This is a genomic window from Chromobacterium sp. ATCC 53434 (assembly GCF_002848345.1).
Classification (GTDB): Bacteria; Pseudomonadota; Gammaproteobacteria; order Burkholderiales; family Chromobacteriaceae; genus Chromobacterium.
This window is the reverse complement of the sequence record NZ_CP025429.1, coordinates 2,445,718-2,462,143: the sequence shown is the minus strand read 5'-3', so window position 1 is coordinate 2,462,143 and position 16,426 is coordinate 2,445,718. Positions and strand designations below refer to the sequence as shown.

Here is a 16,426-nt window from a genome sequence, read left to right as displayed (position 1 = left end):
TGCCGGTCTGCCGCCGTCGTCGGCGGAGCCGCCATGCGGGTGAGGCGAATCCGCGAGTGGAAGCCGGCGCGCGCAGGCGCGGGTGGCGTTGCCGCGCCTGATGAAGGAGAGGCGAAAAAGATGGCGGCTTGCCGCTGTCGCCAGCGGAGCCGCCATATCAAGGGTGAAGCGAATCAGCGAATGGAAGTCGGCGCGCGCAAGCGCTGGTAGCGTTGCCACACCTGGCGGGCGTAGCGCATGCGCAGCTGGTGGCGGCCCGGCGCCGGACCGGCGTTGTAGGCGCCCACCGCTTCCCAGGAGTAGCCGTAGCGTTTCATCATGTCGGCCAGGATGGAAGCGCCGACCATGACCGACAGGCAGGCGTCGCCGAGCAGGCGTTTCTCGTCTATGCCGATGGCGCGCAGCCGCGGCAGGTGGACGCTGTTGATCTGCATCAGGCCCAGGTCGCGGCTGCCGTCCCGATTGCGCCCGACCGCGTCCGGCTTGAGGCCGGACTCCTGCTGGGCGATGGCGTACAGCAGGTCGGGTTCGATATTGAAGGCGGCGCCGGCGCGGTCCCAGCAGTCGGCGCGGGCGGTCAGCGAGCCGAGCAGCAGCGCGGCGCCGAGCGCGGTCCGCTTCATGCCGCCTCCGGCAGCCGCGGCTGGCACAGCTCGGCCAGACGCGGGTCTTGCTGCGAGGCGCGCAGCCACAAATAGCTTTCCGCCTGCAATTGCCGCCACAGGCGTTGCGCGGCCTCCAGGCCGTGCAGCGCCAGGATCAGCGGCAGCAGGCCGGAGCGCACCTGGCGGCAGTCCACCCGCGCCAGGAAGTCCTGGATTTCCTCGCCGGCGGCCTCGCCATGCCGGCACAGGCGGATGTAACAGCCGTTGACCGCCAGCAGGCCGCATTCCTCGCCGGCGGCGCGCACGGCGGCGGCCAGCTCCTCGGCCTGGGCGTGCTGGCCCTGCAGCGCCAGCATCAGCGCCAGCATGTTCTGCAACACCGGATGTTCCTGGCCGTATTGGCACAGCTGGCGCTTGCCCAGCGCCACCGCCTCGTCCAGGCGGTGGTCGCAATAGGTGAGCCACAGCTTCAGCAGACTGGCGGCGATGCGCGACGGGTCGCGCTCCAGGCAGGCGTCCAGCGCCTGTTGCGCCAGCGCCAGGCGGCCGGACAGGAATAAATGCCAGGCGTGGTAGTAGCGGACGTCCAGCGATTCCGGCGCCAGCAGCCGCGCCTGTTCGAACAGCGCCTCGGCGACGGTCAGTTCGCCGCGCAGGCTGCTGAGCAGCGCCAACAGGCCCAGCGCCTGCGGGTTGGCGGCGTCCAGCGCCACCGCCTTGTCCACCGCCAGCTGCGCTTCGACCAGCGCCAGCCGCTGATCGAACAGACCCAGTTGCGCCAGCGCCAGATAGCACTCGGCCAGGCTGCAATACGGCAGCGCGCTGCCCGGGGCGTTGCTGGCGCATTGCAGCAGCAGCACCAGCGCGCGGCGCAGGCTGGACGGCGTGTGCCGCTGCATCTCGTGGCGGGCGTTGAGGTAGGTGATGGCCATGTCCAGCGACTCCAGCTGCTGCGAGCTGCCCTGGCTCCAGCGCAGGCCGGGGATGCGTTGCGGCAGGACGCTGGCGAGCCGGCTCTGCAGCGTGGCGATGTGCTGGCCGGGGCCGAGCTCGATGCTTTCGTGGTGCAGCAATTGATGGCCGTCGGCGCGCACCAGCTCCACCCGCAGCTGCCAGCCGTCGCCGTTGCGCTGCGCCTGGCCCGCCAGATAGTAATCCGGCCGCAGCTGGTCGATCATCGCCATGATGTCGGCGACGTCGCCGCCGGTGCGGGTGATGGTGGCCGGCAGCACGATCAGGCCGAACGGGGAATAGCGCGACAGGCACTGGACCAGCGCGCCGTGCAACTCCAGCGCGTCCAGCTCGCCGTCGGTGCGGAACGGCAGCACCGCCATCGTGCATTTCTGCGCGGCGGGCGTCGGGCGCGACACCACGGCGACCGGGCGGCAGAAGCGGTAGCCCTTGCCGTAGACCGTGTCGATGTAGCGGTTGCGCTTGTCTTCCAGCAGGATGCGGCGCAGCGCGTAGATGCAACGGGTCAGCGACTCCTCGTTGACGTCGCCGTCGGGCCATGCCCGATCCAGCAACGCATCCTTGCTGACCAGCTCGCCGGCGGCTTCCAGCAGCGTGGTGAGCACCGCCAGCTCTTTCGGCGGCACGCTGATCTGTTGCGAACGGTGGGTCAGCACGCCGTCGAACTGCAGCACGAAATCGCCGAATACGAATTGTCGATTGATGAAGCCATCGTTGTTTAACGCCATCTTCCTGTTCCTCTTGCGCGTAGCGCGCAACAACCGTACGGACGGGCCGACGGAGTCGAGTCGGCCCTGGTCGCGTCCGCCGCCCATCCCCCGTGGCGGTGCGTCCTGTCGGCGTGCTTTCTTCTGATAGATATGTGGGTGATCTGTCTTGGTTGTTGTCGTTATCGGCACATCATAAAACGGATAGCGCATGGTACTTATGCTGCCGCGCTGGCGGCTTGCAAAAATCGTCCAGCACCATGGCGAGGGTGAATGATCGGCGTCTGATTCTTTACATTTGAACAGCTTGCTGATGATTCGGTTACGAAATATCCAGATTAGAGTTGGAATACTACGCGAGGGACCGCTTGCTACAAATGGGAAAACTCTTAAAAGCGCCAACAGCCAGTTGGCGTTTTATGCAAGTCCCGGCGTGGGCCTTGCGCTACTTTGACGCTCATTCGCCAGTCCGTCCGGGCCGGCGCCAACCGTCGTTCCGGCTGAGCCGGGCAGGAGTATCAGCATGGTGAATGGAGTGTCGGGCGCGAGCGAGCTGCGCCTGTCGGGACTGACGGCCGAGCGGCCGGCCACGGAGCGCACCGCCTTGGGCGCCGGTCTGCGGACGGTCGGCATGGCCGCTGGAGGCGCGTCGGCGCGCGAGGCGACCGAGCGCGGCGGCGCGGACGGGTTTCAGGCATGTCTGGCGCAACTGCGCGCGGAGCTGGACGCGGCGGCCGGCATGCTGCGGCAGATGGGCGGCGACGGCCGGCTGGCGCCGGCCGAGCGCCGCGAGGCGAGCGGGCTGGCCGACAAGCTGGGCGTCCTGGGCGGCCGGATGGAGTCGGCGGCCAATCCATTGTCGCTGGCGGTGAACATCGCCGGCGCGCGCGGAGAATGAGCGAGGAGAGACGGTCATGCTGGATGCGATAGGCAGGGGAGCGGTTTTGGCGCCGAGCGGCGCGACGGAGGCGGCGGGCGAGGCCGCCGTCGCGGCGTCGGGGGTGGCGGGCGCGCTGCGATCGGCGCATGGTCAGCCGGCGGAGGCGGCGCGCGCGCCGGATGTCTTGCGGCTGAACGCGGCCGACGCGCGTTTGCAGCGGCAGGACGTGGGCCGGGTGCTGGCGGCGCTGGAGGCGCGCGTCAGCAGTCTGGAGACGCCTGCGCGGCCGCGCTGGGTCGAGGCCTTGCGCATCGGGCCGCTGCGCCGGCCTGAAACGCCGCCGGCGCTGGCTTTGCTGCGGGATCTGCAGCGGCAGTTGGCGGCCGGTTCCGCTCCGGCGCTGGACATTCGCGAAAGCGCGCGCTTCTCGTTGCAGATGGAAAAACTGGCCGGCCTGCTGCCGTCCGGCGGTCCGCGTCCCGAGATCAGTCGGGGGCTGGCCGAATTGAGCGAGCGGCTGGCCTTGCACGGCCATGCCGCCTGGGCGCAGTTGGCGCGTTCCGAGGCCGAGACGCAGCTGCTGCCGCAGTTCGCCCGTTTCGACCGTCCCGGCGCCAGCTCCGAGCGCCATGTCGGCGGCTCGGTCGGCGTCGGTCTGGGGCTGGGCGAGGGCGGCGTCGGCGCCAAGGCGAGCTTCAATGTCGGCCTGGGCTGGGGCCGCAGCGTGGACAATGATGACGAGGGCTTCGTCTTCCGCAACCGCAGCAAGACCGCGACGGCCTCGGCCGCCATCGGCGGCGGCGTCGGCGTCGCCAAGCTGTCCGGCGGCGTCGACGGGCGGGCGCAGCACACGCGCTACGAGGAATACGACAGCGCCACCGCCTTCGTGAAGCTGAACGCCGACACGCTGGGCCGCGCGTCGCGCCGCGATACCTTGGGCCAGGGTGCCCGCGCCGCGGTCGGCGCGCTGATCCGGCTGTTCCGACCGGGGCACGGCAACGAGCTGAAACATTATCACCGACTGCAGCAGCAAGCGGCCGATCAGCAGCAGCGGCTGGGCGTGCTGCTGGGCTGGCTGGGCCAGCGCGACGCCTCGGCGCCGCTGCCGGGCTCGCGTCCGGCGGTGGTGCCGTCCGGCGACATCGTCAGCGTCAAGGGCGGCGCCAGCGCGCGCGCCGAGGCGGCGGGCTTGAGCGCCGGCGTCGGCGTCTCGGTGGAACGCATCGACATCCACGCCAAGGCCTGGACGCCGTATTGGCGCGCGCTGGCCTCGCCGCGGCAGGCGGCGCGCGATCCGGAAATCGCCGCGCAGCGGCTGGCTGGCATCGAGGCGCAGGCCCAGGCCTTGTTCGACGGCCCGCGCGACCGCGCCGGCGCGCGGCCGCTGAGCCGTTTGAGCGCCGTCGCGTCGGCGCGGGCCTTGCGCGAATGCGGGCCGGAGGTCTTGCTGAAGGCGGTGCAGGGCCTGGCCGCCGAGCTGGATCATTTCTGCGCGGTGGCGCAACAGCTTGACGCCGGCATCGGCAAGCGTCAGGGCGGGGCGCGGGTCGAGCGCTCCATCGCCGACAGCTGGCGCGGGCGCAGCCGCGAGGATGTGCTGGCCAATATGGCGCTGGCGCACGCGGCGTTGATGGTGGCCGCCGCCGAACGGCCCGAGGCCGCGCCGGCGGCGCAGGCGCTGGCCGACATCGCGCCGCGGCTTTGCGCGCCGCCGATCCGCCACAACGCCGGGGCCTTGGCCCGGCGGACGGCCTTCCTCGACACGCTGGAGCTCAAGATAGTCGAGCGCAGCCACACGCTGAATCTGGGCGGCGGCATCGGTCCCTTGGGCGTCAAGGCCGAGGCGACGCTGGTCGAGCGTCAGCGGGTGCATTTGAATCCGGTGCGGGCCGGCGATTACAAGGACTTGCGCCTGACGCTGTCCGGCAGCCTGGCCGACGCCGGCGCGCTGGACAAGCTGAAGGGCGCGTTGATGGCGCAGCTGGCGCCGCATGGTCTGGCCGAGGCCTTGCCGGCGGCGCTGGCCGACGCGCAGTCGGCGCTGTCCGGCCAGCTTGGCGGCGGCGTCACGCTGCTGTTGCGCTTCTACCGGCCGCAATACCACAGCGAGGCCGATTTCCCGGCGCGAGCGGCCGGCTTCCGCTTGCAGCTGTCGCGGGTGTCGGCCAGCGGCGAGGCCGCGCTCTCGGTGTCCGGCGGCGTGCCGCTGCAGCCCGGCGTTTCGCTGGAGCTGGGGCTGAGCGCCGGGGCGTCGGCCGGCGTCGTGCTGCGCGAGCGCTGGGGCGACAACAGCTTGAGCGCGCCGATGATGCACTATCTGCATCTGCAGGCCGTCGGCGAGGCGGAGCGCTGGCCGGATCTGCGGCTTGATCAGCGGCCGGCGCTGCAGGGGCTGTTCCGCCGGTTGGCCGAGCCGGGCTCCGCGGTGCGCGCCGAGGCGGAGTATTTCCTGCGCCGCCAGCCGCAGGACGGCTTCGGCGAGCGCTTCGCCGCGGCGATGCGCGGCCACGGCGACGGCGAGGCCGGTTTCACGCGCGCCGAGGCCGCCCTCGAGGAGCTGATGCAGCGACAGTACCCGCTGTGGCAGGCCGACAAGCTGGCCTTTCCCGGCTGGTCGGAGTCGCCGGCCGCCGCCTAGGCGCCGCCGCCGGGGTTTGCCTGCACGATTGAACGCAGATCATGCAAACCTCGGTTCACCATCAGATTTGCATCAGGATTCCTTGGCGAGGCTGCGGGAAACTGTCCGTCATCGAAGCTAGAGCCCAGCCAACGGGCATGACAGATGACAGACAACGATGTGTTGAATCCGCTGGAAACATTGGGCGCCGCCGCCAAGCGCGGCGTGGCCGCCCAGGAGGCCTGGCTGTTGCAACCGCAGGCAGGGGCGGCCAGCCTGGCCCTGGCCTGGACATCGGGCGGCGCCACCGTGGAGCTGCCCGCCGGCCGGCGCGGCCTGCTGCTGCTGGACCGTCTGGAAGCGACGGTCGTCTCCGGCAGCGTCGTCTTTCGCCCGTTGCGGCTGGAAGCGCTGACCAAGCTGCTGGCCTTCGTCGACGAGTCGCGCGATGTGGCGCAAGGCGCGTGCGAGACGCGATGGACCTGGCTGCAGCTGGCCGACGACGAGGACTGGAACGATAGGCGCGCTTGCGAGTACTGGTTTTTGCGCCGGGTGCTGCAGCCGGACGAGGCCTTCGCCGATCTGCTGGCGCTGCTGCGCCACAACGAGAGCTACTGGCTGGTGCGCTTTCTGCTGGCCCAGTCCGCCGGCGGCGACAAGCTGCAGCAGCTGGGCGAACGTTACGGCGTGTCCTATTCGCATTTCCGCCGCTTGTGCCGCAACGCGCTGGGCACCGCCGCCAAGACCGAGCTGCGGGACTGGCGCATGGCGCGCTCGCTGCTGGACGTCGCCGAGGGGCGGGATAGCCTGACCCAGGTCGCCTTGAAGCACGGCTATGCGTCTTCTTCTCATTTTTCCAATGAAATCAAGGGTCTGATCGGTGTTTCTCCACGCGGTCTGTCCAATATCATTCAACTGGCCACCAAATGAAAAAACACCTGTTATGCGCATCGCTGCTGGGATGCGCCTTATTGTCGCCGCCGCTGATGGCGGCGCCCGCCGCCGCCGCGGAGCGGGCTGCCACCGATAGCGGCTATATCGCCAACAAGGACAGTCTGCGCGGCTTTTTCGACGCGCTGTCGTCGCGGCTGAAAAAGCCGGTCATCGTCAGCAAGCTGGCCGCCCGAAAGCAGATCAGCGGCCAGTTCGACCTGTCGAATCCGCAGGCGATGCTGGAGAAAATGGCGCAGCAATTGGGCCTGATCTGGTATCACGACGGCCAGGCCATCTATGTCTACGACGCCGGCGAGACCCGCAGCGCGGTACTGTCGCTGCGCAATGTCACCTTGCAGGCCTTCAACGACTTCCTCAGGAAGTCCGGCCTGTACGACAAGCGCTATCCGCTGCGCGGCGATGCCCGCCGCGGCACCTTCTATGTCTCCGGCCCGCCGGTGTTCGTCGACCTGGTCAGCAACGCCGCCGCGATGATGGACAAGCAGAGCGACGGCCTGGATCTGGGGCGGCAGAAGATAGGCGTGATCCGGCTGGGCAACACCTTCGTCAGCGACCGCAGCTATGAGTTGCGCGATCAAAAAATCGTCATTCCCGGCATGGCGACGGTGATAGAGAAGTTGCTCGAAGGCGAGCAGAAACCGTTGCAGAAGGTCGCAGGCGCGCCGCCGGAGCGGCGCGGCGACATTCCGGCGATGCCGGACTTCTCGCCCGGCGAGGCCAAGACGTCGCCGTACCAGGCGAGGCTCAGCCTGCCCGAGGCGCTGAAGCAGGACGGCGCGGCCGGCGACATCCGGGTGATCGCCTATCCGGACACCAACAGCCTGTTGGTCAAGGGCAGCGCCGAGCAGGTGCGCTTCATCGAGAATCTGGCGCAGGCGCTGGACGTGGCCAAGCGCCATGTCGAGCTGTCGCTGTGGATCATAGACCTGCAAAAGGAAGATCTGGACCAGCTCGGCGTCAGCTGGAGCGGCAGCGTCACCGTCGGCAACAAGATAGGCGTGGCGCTGAACCAGGCCGGCTCGTTGAGCACGCTGGACGGCACCCGCTTTCTCGCCTCGGTGATGGCGCTGTCGCGCAAGGACAAGGCGAATGTGGTGTCGCGGCCGGTGGTGCTGACCCAGGAAAACGTGCCGGCCATCTTCGACAACAACCGCACCTTCTACGCCAAGCTGGTCGGCGAGCGCAGCGTCGATCTGCAGCACGTCACCTACGGCACGCTGGTCAGCGTGCTGCCGCGCTTCGCCGCCGACGGCCAGATCGAGATGTCGCTGAACATCGAGGACGGCCGCGAGACGCGCGCGCCGGACTACAAGGAAGATAACAAGGACGCCGGACTGCCCGAAGTGGGCCGCACCCGCATCAGCACGGTGGCGCGCGTGCCGCAGGGCAAGAGCCTGCTGATAGGCGGCTACACCCGCGACGCCAGCGACCGCAGCCAGGCCAAGGTGCCGCTGCTGGGCGATCTGCCGCTGGTGGGCGGCCTGTTTCGCTATCACCGCGACAGCCAGAGCAACACGGTGCGCGTCTTCCTGATCCAGCCGCGCGAGATAGACGAGCCGCTGACGCCGGACGCCAGCGATCTGGCGGCCGACCTGGCGCGCCGCGGCGGCATCGAGACCGATTCGCTGCAGCAATGGGTGCGCGACTATCTGGACCGCGAGCAGCGGTCCGGCGGGTAGGCGGCGATGGATATCGGTCCGCGAGCCGCCTCGTTCAGCATGGGTTTGCGCTCGCATAAGCAGATGGGCAGGGATGCGCAGAAGGACGCGCAACGCCAGAGCGAGGCCAGGCAGACCGAGGCGCAGCAGGCGGACGACGCCAGTCCGGCGGCCGAGGTGCAGCGCTTCGTCCAGTCTACCGACGAAATGTCGGCGGTGCTGACCCAGTTCCGCAACCGCCGCGACTATGACAAGAAGCTGGGCCATCTGGCCGACAGCTTCGAGCGGGTGCTGGACGACGAGACCTTGCCCAAGGCGCAACGCATCATCCAGGTCGCCAAGATGCACGGGGTGTCGGCGGAGGAGTTGCTGCGTCAGGCGCGCGCGCTGTTCCCGGACGCCAGCGATCTGGTGCTGGTGCTGCGCGAGCTGCTGCGCCGCCGCCAGCTGGACGAGGTGGTGCGCAAGCGCTTGCAGGCGCTGTTGACGCAGGTGGAGGAGGAGGCCGAGCCCAAGCAGCTGAAGGCCGGCATCAATTGCGCCTTGAAGGCGCGGTTGTTCGGCAAGGCGCTGGACCTCAGCCCCGGCCTGCTGCGCGCCAGCTACCGCCAGTTCCTGGAGAGCGACGCCGCCGAGGCCGACGTCTACGCCGACTGGGTGGCCAGCTACGGCCTGCGGCGCCGCGCCGCGGTGCTGGACTTTATCGAGGGCGCCCTGCTGGCCGATATCGACGCCCAGGACCCGAGCTGCTCGCGGCTGGAGTTCGGCCTGCTGCTGGGACGGCTGACCCAGCTGAAGCTGCTGCGTTCGGCCGACAGCCAGTTCGTCGGCCGCTTGCTGGCCGACCCGCTGGCGCGCCGCTTCAATCCGGACGAGGGCGGCTGGCTGCTGCTGATGCTGGGCCTGCTGCAACAGCCCGAGCAGGTCGACGCGCTGCTGGCCGACACGGTCGGCGCCGAGGCGCTGCTCAGCCGCCACGCCGAGCATTCCTCGCTGCTGCAACTGGTCTACCAGGCCTGCAAGGCGCTGTCGCCGCGGCTCTTCCTGGACGAGTCCTGGCAGCCGGCCTTGCTGGAGGCGCTGCGCGACATGGCCGCCGTCGCCTACCGCCACGAGCTGGCGGAGAGGCGGCGGGAAAGCTGATAAGCGAGAGCCGCCATCCAAGCCGCGCCCGGCGCGGTTTGGATGGCCGTTTTCCCTGAACCCCGGCGCGGGCCGCGCCGGTTTTGACTGGACGAATCACAGGTGCTCAACTCCCTGCTCAATGGCGCGCGCTCGCGCCCGGAATTGCTGATCCTGCTGCTGATGGTGATGATCATCGCGATGCTGATCATTCCGCTGCCCACCTATCTGGTGGACTTCCTGATCGGCCTGAACATCGTGCTGGCGGTGCTGGTATTCATGGGCTCGTTCTACATCGACCGCATCCTCAGCTTCTCGACTTTTCCGTCGGTGCTGCTGATCACCACGCTGTTCCGGCTTGCGCTGTCGATCAGCACCAGCCGGCTGATCCTGATCGAGGCCGACGCCGGCGAGATCATCGCCACTTTCGGCCAGTTCGTCATCGGCGACAGCCTGGCGGTCGGTTTCGTGGTGTTCTCCATCGTCACCATCGTCCAGTTCATCGTGATCACCAAGGGCTCGGAGCGGGTGGCCGAAGTGGCGGCGCGCTTCTCGCTGGATGGCATGCCGGGCAAGCAGATGAGCATAGACGCCGATCTGAAGGCCGGCATCATCGACGCCGACGGCGCGCGCGAGCGCCGCAGCGTGCTGGAGCGCGAGAGCCAGCTGTACGGCTCCTTCGACGGCGCGATGAAGTTCATCAAGGGCGACGCCATCGCCGGCATCATCATCATCTTCGTCAACTTCATCGGCGGCATCTCCGTCGGCATGACCCAGCACGGCATGGACCTGTCCACCGCGCTGTCGACCTATACCATGCTGACCATAGGCGACGGCCTGGTCGCGCAGATTCCGGCCCTGCTGATCGCGATCAGCGCCGGCTTCATCGTCACCCGCGTCAACGGCGACGGCGACAATATGGGCCGCAACATCATGAGCCAGTTGCTGGGCAACCCGTTCGTGCTGGTGGTGACGGCGGTGCTGGCGCTGGCGGTGGGCATGCTGCCCGGCTTTCCGCTGATCGTGTTCCTGATCCTGGCCGGGGCGCTGGGCGGCCTGTTTTATTACAAGCGACGCGTCGCCCGCGGCAAGGCCGCGCCGGGCGCGGCGGCGCCGGCGAAGGGCGGGAGCGGCGCGTCCGAGGCGGCGCGCGCCGCCGACAGCTCGCTGGGCCTGATCGGCGACCTGGACAAAGTGGCGGCGGAAACGGTGCCGCTAATCCTGCTGGTGCCGAAGAATCGCCGCGCGGCGCTGGAAAAAGCGCAGCTGGCCGAGCGGCTGCGCAGCCAGTTTTTCATCGACTACGGCGTGCGGCTGCCGGACATGCTGCTGCGCGACGGCGACGGTCTGGAAGACGACCGCGTGGCGCTGCTGATCAACGAAATCCGCGCCGACGTGTTCTCGATCCGCTTCGACCTGATGCGGGTGGTCAATCCTTCCGACGAGCTGGAGGCGCTGGACATCGAGCTGCAATGGAGCAGCCACGCCGGCAGCCGCTGCGCCTGGGCCCGGCCGGAGCAGGCCGAGCGGCTGACCGCGCTGGGCTACCAGCTGCGCCCGGCGCTGGACGAGCTTTACCACTGTCTGGCGGCGCTGCTGGCGCGCCACGTCAACGAATACTTCGGCGTCCAGGAAACCAAGCACATGCTGGACCAGCTGGAGAACAAATACCCGGATCTTTTGAAGGAAGTGCTGCGCCACGCCACCGTGCAGCGCATCGCCGAAGTGCTGCAACGGCTGCTGGCCGAGCGCATCTCGGTGCGCAATATGAAGCTGGTGATGGAGGCGCTGGCGCTGTGGGCGCCGCGCGAGAAGGACGTGATCAGCCTGGTCGAGCATGTGCGCGGCGCGCTGGCGCGCTACATCTGCCACAAATTCGCCGGCGGCGGCGAATTGCGGGCGGTGATGATCTCGGCCGAGGTCGAGGACATGGTGCGCAAGGGCATACGCCAGACCTCGGCCGGCGCCTTCCTCAATCTGGAGCCGGCGGCGTCGGACGAACTGATGGACCTGTTCGCGCTGGGCCTGGACAACGTGGGCGTCGCCTACAAGGACATGGTGCTGCTCGCCTCGGTCGACGTGCGCCGCTTCATCAAGAAACTGGTCGAGACCCGCTTCCGCGAACTGGAAGTGGTGTCCTTCGGCGAAATTACCGACAGCGTGTCGGTCAACGTGATCAAAACCATCTGACGAGGACGCAAGCTTATGTTCGCACTGGATATCGCCCAACTGGTCCGCTCGGCGCTGCAGGAAAGCGGCTGCGACCCCAGCCTGCTCGGCGAGCTGGACGGCCATTCCACCATCGCGCTGGATCTGCATGATCTGCCCAGCATCCATGTCGCCGCAGACGGCGACGAGGTCTGGCTGTGGGCGCGGCTGACCGAGCATGGCGACGAGGCGCTGGCGCAGCGCGCGCCCGAACTGTTGAACGCCTTGCTGGACGGCTGCGGCTATGCGCGCGGCGGCCAGCTGCAGTTGGCGCGCGCCGACGGCGCGCTGGAACTGAAGGCGCTGTTGGACCCGGCCAGCCTGGCCGACGGCAAGCGCTTTTCCGAGGCGCTGAACGGCTTCTTCGACAGCCTGGAACGCTTCTGCGGGACGGTGCTCAGATGAAGCCGCCGCGGCTGCTGCGCCGTCTGGCCAGCCCGCACAAGCTGAGCGGTCCGATTCTGGAAGCCTCGCTGCCAGGCGTCGCGATCGGCGAGTTGTGCGAGATTCGCGCCGGCTGGCGCGAGCGCGAGGCCGTGGCGCGCGCCCAGGTGGTCGGCCTGCATGGCGAGCGCGCGGTGCTGAGCCTGATCGGCAATGCCCGCGGCCTGTCGCGCGACGCGGTGCTGCAGCCGACCGGGCAGACGCTGTCGGCCTGGGTGGGAGCGGACACGCTGGGGGCGGTGCTCGATCCGACCGGACGGGTCGTCGAGCGGCTGGCGCCGGCGGCCGGCGTCGGCGGCGAGGCGCGCGGCATAGACGCCGACCCGCCGCCTTACGCCAGCCGCGTCGGCGTGCGCGAGCCGCTGGCCACCGGCGTCCGGGCGATAGACGGCTTGCTGGCTTGCGGCGTCGGCCAGCGCGTCGGCATCTTCGCCTCCGCCGGCTGCGGCAAGACCATGCTGATGCACATGCTGATCGAGCGGGCCGACGCCGACGTTTTCGTCGTCGGCCTGATCGGCGAGCGCGGCCGCGAAGTCACCGAATTCGTCGAGGCGCTGCGCGGCTCGGACAAGCGCGATCGCTGCGTGCTGGTGTACGCCACCTCGGACTTCGCCTCGGTGGACCGCTGCAACGCCGCGCTGCTGGCTACTACGGTGGCCGAGTATTTCCGCGACCAGGGCAAGAAGGTGGTGCTGTTCGTCGATTCGATGACCCGCTACGCCCGCGCCTTGCGCGACGTGGCGCTGTCGGCCGGCGAGCCGCCGGCGCGGCGCGGCTACCCGGCCTCGGTGTTCGACAGTCTGCCGCGATTGCTGGAGCGTCCCGGCGCCACCGGCGCCGGCAGCATCACCGCCTTCTACACGGTGCTGTTGGAAAGCGACGACGAGCCGGACCCGATGGCCGACGAGATCCGCTCCATTCTGGACGGCCACATCTATCTGAGCCGCAAGCTGGCCGGACAGGGACATTACCCGGCGATAGACGTGCTCAGAAGCGCCAGCCGGGTGGCGGGCCAGGTGACCGGCGCCGGGCAGCAACGCGCCGCCGCCGCCGCGCGGGGCCTGCTGGCGCGCCTGGAGGAGTTGCAGGTCTTCATCGACCTGGGCGAATACCGGCCCGGCGACAACGCCGACAACGACGACGCGATGCGGCGGCGCGAGCCGCTGCTGCGCTGGTTGCGCCAGCGGATGGACGAGGACGCGCCGCTGGAGGGCACGCTGAGGGCGCTCGATGAGCTTGCGGGCTAGGTTGGACGCCTTGCTGGGCCGCTGTCGGGCGGCGCAGCGCCGCAGCGAACAGGCGCTGGCCAGGCTGGCGCGCGAGGACGAGGACTTGCGGCGCGAGCAGGACGACATCGCCGGCCAGCGGCATGGCCTGCGCCAACTATTGCAGGCGCAGCGGCCGCAAGGAACGGTATTCGACCGGGGCGGCCTGTTCGCCTTGCAGCGCCGGCAGGCGGTGCTGCGCCGCCAATTGCAGAATCTGGACCTGCAGGACGGAGAGCTTGGGGTGCAACGGCAGCGGCTGGAACAGCTGCGCGCCGAGGAAGCCGAGACGCGCAGCCGTTGGCTGCGCAAGGAAGACAAATACCAGCGTTGGGCGCGGCTGCAGCGCCGGCGCGAGCGCCTGTCGCGCTTGCGCCGCGAGGAGGCCGAACAGGAGGAGGCAAGGATATGGACGTGGTGATCCCGACAACGACTGCGGCGGCGGCGCCGACGCAGCAAATCGAGACGGCTGGCGTGGAGGAGGCTTTCGAGCGCGAGGCTGGCCGCCTGGAGGCCAAGCCGTCGCGCGACGAGCGCAAGGGCGGCGACGAACAGGGCGCGGAGCCGGCCATGCCGCCGACGGCATGGCCATGGCAGGCGCCGCTGCCGGCGGCGCTCCGCCTGAAGCAGGGAGGCCGGCGCGCCGGCGAAACGCCGGCGCAGCAGCGCGGCGAGGTGGGCAAGGCCGCTGGTCTGGCGCATCGAGACGATGGCCGGCGGGGGCAGTCCGGCGCAAGCGCGCTGTCGATGCCGGCGCCGCATGCGGCGTCCGGCGCGGCGCGTCTGCCGCTTCGGCTGCAAGAGGTGGTGGCCGCCACCGCGGCGGAAACGATGCCGATATCGACGCCGGCGCGCGACAAGGCGAAGCCGGCGGGGCATTCGCCTGCGCCGGCGGCGGCCGAGCCGCGCACAGAGGCGCAGCCGGCCTGGCCGCAACAGCGGGAAGGCCTGGAACCGTTGTTGCGCGAGCATCTGCGCGCGACCGCGCCGCAGGCGGGCGAAACGGCGCCGGCGCCCGCCCGCCCGCCGCGCAAGCCGGAGACGGACGCGGCGCCGGCCGGGCAGGCGGCCGCGCCGGTGCGCGCGGAGGCGGCCAGAGTCGACGCGCCGCCGCTTCCGGCCGAGGCGCCGCGCCAGGCGAAGCCGCAGTCCCAGCCTGCGCCGGCCGCGCCGCAAACGGCCCCGGCGCCGGAAGCCTCCGGCCTGACCTACCGCTTCCAGAGCTGGGGCGCCGGCCATGCCGTCACCGTGCAGGCTTCGCCAGGGGCGACGCAGTTGACGCTGCAGCCGTCGGACAATCTGGTGCAGCAGCGCTTGAGCGAACAGTGGCAGAGCGGCAATCCGCAGCAATGGAATCTGGCCGGGGACGGCCGAGACGGCGGCGGGCGGGATCAACGCCGGCAGCATGACGAGGAAGAGGAGGCCTGATGCTGAAACTGAGGCGACTGGATAGCCGCGACCATGCGCTGCGCCGCGTCGCGGCAGCCTGGGCGGCCCAGGGCTGGCAGGCCGAAATGGCCTATCCGCCGCAGGCCGGCCGCTGGCTGGAAGTGGCGGACGGGGCCGGCCGCTGGCGCGGCTGGCTGGAGCCGCGGGCCTGGCTGGAAAGCATGGCGCCGGATCTGGCGGTGCTGGCCAGCGCCGCCGGCGGCGACGAGCAGGCGGCCCGTTTGATCGCGGCCTGCGAGGCGCCGCTGACGTGGCCGATGCCGGAGATGGGCGAAGGGCGGCTGCGGGTGGGCGCGCTGAGCGACGCCGGCGAGCTGCCGCGGCGGCCGTTGCTGCAGGCGCAGACCGCCCAGGGCGCGGTATGGCTGGAGCGGGCGCCCGAGCCGATGCCGGACGCCGGCGCCGACGCGCTGGACGGCCTGCCGCTGCCGCTGAGCTTCATCGCCGGCGCCAGCGACATCAGCCTGGCGCTGCTGGCCACCGTGCGCGCCGGCGACGTGCTGCTGATCGCCGAAACCAGCGCCGACGTGCGCTGCAACGGCCGCGCGATCGGACATTATCGATGCATTGAGGAAGGAATCGTCATGGAATGGCGCAATGAAGAGGAGGCGGCGCGGGAACAGCGGCCGCTGGATGGAATGGGCCAGTTGCCGGTGCGGCTGGAGTTCGTGCTGCAGCAAAGCTGCGTGACGCTGGACGAGCTGCGCCGGCTGTGCGAGGGCGAGTTGCTGCCGCTGGTGCCCGATGCCGAGCGCCGCGTCGAAGTGCGCGCCAACGGCGCCCTGATGGGGCGCGGCGAACTGGTGCAGATGGATGGCCGGCTCGGCGTCGAGCTGGCGCAGTGGCGGGGCGGGCTGGACGATGTCGAATGATATTTCGCTGATCGCGCTGCTGGCGTTTTCGACGCTGCTGCCGTTCCTGATCGCGTCCGGCACCTGCTTCGTCAAGTTCTCCATCGTCTTCGTCATGGTGCGCAACGCGCTGGGGCTGCAGCAGGTGCCGTCCAATATGACGCTCAACGGCATCGCGCTGATGCTGTCGATGTTCGTGATGATGCCGGTCGCGCAGCAGGCCTACAGCTACTACCAGCAGGAGCAGGTCAGTTTCAGCAGCGTCGAGGCCGTCAGTGGCTTCGTCGAAAGCGGTCTGGACGGCTACCGCGGCTATTTGAAGAAATATTCCGATCCCGATCTGGTGAGCTTCTTCGAGAAGGCGCAGACGCAGCGGACCGAGCGCGAGACCGGCGAGGCGGCGGCCGACGAGGAACCGTCGATCTTCGCGTTGCTGCCGGCCTACGCGCTCAGCGAGATCAAGAGCGCGTTCAAGATAGGCTTTTATCTTTACCTGCCCTTCGTCGTCGTCGATCTGGTGATCTCCAGCGTGTTGCTGGCGCTGGGCATGATGATGATGAGTCCGGTGACGATATCGGTGCCGGTCAAGCTGGTGCTGTTCGTCGCGCTGGACGGCTGGACGCTGCTGTCCAAGGGCCTGGTCCTGCAATACCTGGACCTGGCCACCTAGCGCCAGGACCCAGCATGAAAGGTT

Annotated in this window: 14 protein-coding genes; 12 read left to right on the top strand and 2 right to left on the bottom strand. The window is 69.4% G+C overall.

Annotated features, from left to right (window positions below):
• Window positions 1-173 precede the first annotated feature (173 nt).
• Both iagB and CXB49_RS11220 read right to left on the bottom strand, forming a co-directional pair.
• Window positions 174-623 carry a type III secretion system invasion protein IagB gene (iagB, locus tag CXB49_RS11225; protein WP_101708474.1) on the bottom strand — a complete coding sequence of 150 codons (450 nt, stop codon included), beginning with the start codon at window positions 621-623 and terminating at the stop codon, window positions 174-176.
• Window positions 620-2,305, bottom strand: coding sequence for a HilA/EilA family virulence transcriptional regulator (locus CXB49_RS11220; protein ID WP_101708473.1), 1,686 nt, complete (start codon window positions 2,303-2,305; stop codon window positions 620-622). The genes iagB and CXB49_RS11220 overlap by 4 nt, the downstream gene beginning before the upstream one ends.
• A gap of 502 nt (window positions 2,306-2,807) precedes the next feature.
• On the opposite strand from CXB49_RS11220, the gene CXB49_RS11215 reads away from it, so the two are divergent.
• The 12 genes from CXB49_RS11215 to CXB49_RS11160 all read left to right on the top strand — a co-directional run bounded on the left by CXB49_RS11215 (window position 2,808) and on the right by CXB49_RS11160 (window position 16,402).
• On the top strand, window positions 2,808-3,182 hold the full coding sequence (locus CXB49_RS11215) for a hypothetical protein (RefSeq protein WP_101708472.1): 375 nt from the start codon (window positions 2,808-2,810) through the stop codon (window positions 3,180-3,182).
• Between the two features lie 16 nt (window positions 3,183-3,198).
• Window positions 3,199-5,802 carry a hypothetical protein gene (locus tag CXB49_RS11210; RefSeq protein ID WP_101708471.1) on the top strand — a complete coding sequence of 868 codons (2,604 nt, stop codon included), beginning with the start codon at window positions 3,199-3,201 and terminating at the stop codon, window positions 5,800-5,802.
• A gap of 144 nt (window positions 5,803-5,946) precedes the next feature.
• Window positions 5,947-6,711 carry an AraC family transcriptional regulator InvF gene (gene invF, locus CXB49_RS11205; protein ID WP_233493049.1) on the top strand — a complete coding sequence of 255 codons (765 nt, stop codon included), beginning with the start codon at window positions 5,947-5,949 and terminating at the stop codon, window positions 6,709-6,711.
• A complete protein-coding gene (gene sctC, locus CXB49_RS11200) occupies window positions 6,708-8,414 on the top strand; it encodes a type III secretion system outer membrane ring subunit SctC (RefSeq protein WP_101708470.1) in 1,707 nt (568 codons plus the stop codon). The genes invF and sctC overlap by 4 nt, the downstream gene beginning before the upstream one ends.
• Window positions 8,415-8,420: 6 nt before the next feature.
• Window positions 8,421-9,536 carry a YopN/LcrE/InvE/MxiC type III secretion system gatekeeper gene (locus CXB49_RS11195; RefSeq protein ID WP_304441848.1) on the top strand — a complete coding sequence of 372 codons (1,116 nt, stop codon included), beginning with the start codon at window positions 8,421-8,423 and terminating at the stop codon, window positions 9,534-9,536.
• A 102-nt stretch (window positions 9,537-9,638) separates the two neighbouring features.
• The gene (locus CXB49_RS11190; protein WP_101708468.1) at window positions 9,639-11,705 is read left to right on the top strand and encodes an EscV/YscV/HrcV family type III secretion system export apparatus protein; all 2,067 of its coding nucleotides are present in this window, start codon (window positions 9,639-9,641) and stop codon (window positions 11,703-11,705) included.
• Window positions 11,706-11,720: 15 nt separating this feature from the next.
• On the top strand, window positions 11,721-12,128 hold the full coding sequence (spaK, locus tag CXB49_RS11185) for an SPI-1 type III secretion system chaperone SpaK (protein WP_101708467.1): 408 nt from the start codon (window positions 11,721-11,723) through the stop codon (window positions 12,126-12,128).
• The gene (gene sctN / locus CXB49_RS11180) at window positions 12,125-13,414 is read left to right on the top strand and encodes a type III secretion system ATPase SctN (protein WP_101708466.1); all 1,290 of its coding nucleotides are present in this window, start codon (window positions 12,125-12,127) and stop codon (window positions 13,412-13,414) included. Before spaK ends, sctN begins: the two co-directional genes overlap by 4 nt.
• Complete coding sequence (locus CXB49_RS11175; RefSeq protein ID WP_101708465.1) at window positions 13,398-13,853, top strand: hypothetical protein; 456 nt, start codon at window positions 13,398-13,400, stop codon at window positions 13,851-13,853. Before sctN ends, CXB49_RS11175 begins: the two co-directional genes overlap by 17 nt.
• Window positions 13,841-14,860, top strand: coding sequence for a type III secretion system needle length determinant, SpaN/EivJ family (locus tag CXB49_RS11170; protein WP_101708464.1), 1,020 nt, complete (start codon window positions 13,841-13,843; stop codon window positions 14,858-14,860). The genes CXB49_RS11175 and CXB49_RS11170 overlap by 13 nt, the downstream gene beginning before the upstream one ends.
• Entirely contained in the window at window positions 14,860-15,753 is an 894-nt protein-coding gene (locus CXB49_RS11165; protein ID WP_101708463.1) for a YscQ/HrcQ family type III secretion apparatus protein, read from the top strand. The genes CXB49_RS11170 and CXB49_RS11165 overlap by 1 nt, the downstream gene beginning before the upstream one ends.
• Window positions 15,743-16,402, top strand: coding sequence for an EscR/YscR/HrcR family type III secretion system export apparatus protein (locus CXB49_RS11160; RefSeq protein WP_101710682.1), 660 nt, complete (start codon window positions 15,743-15,745; stop codon window positions 16,400-16,402). The genes CXB49_RS11165 and CXB49_RS11160 overlap by 11 nt, the downstream gene beginning before the upstream one ends.
• Window positions 16,403-16,426: the final 24 nt, after the last annotated feature.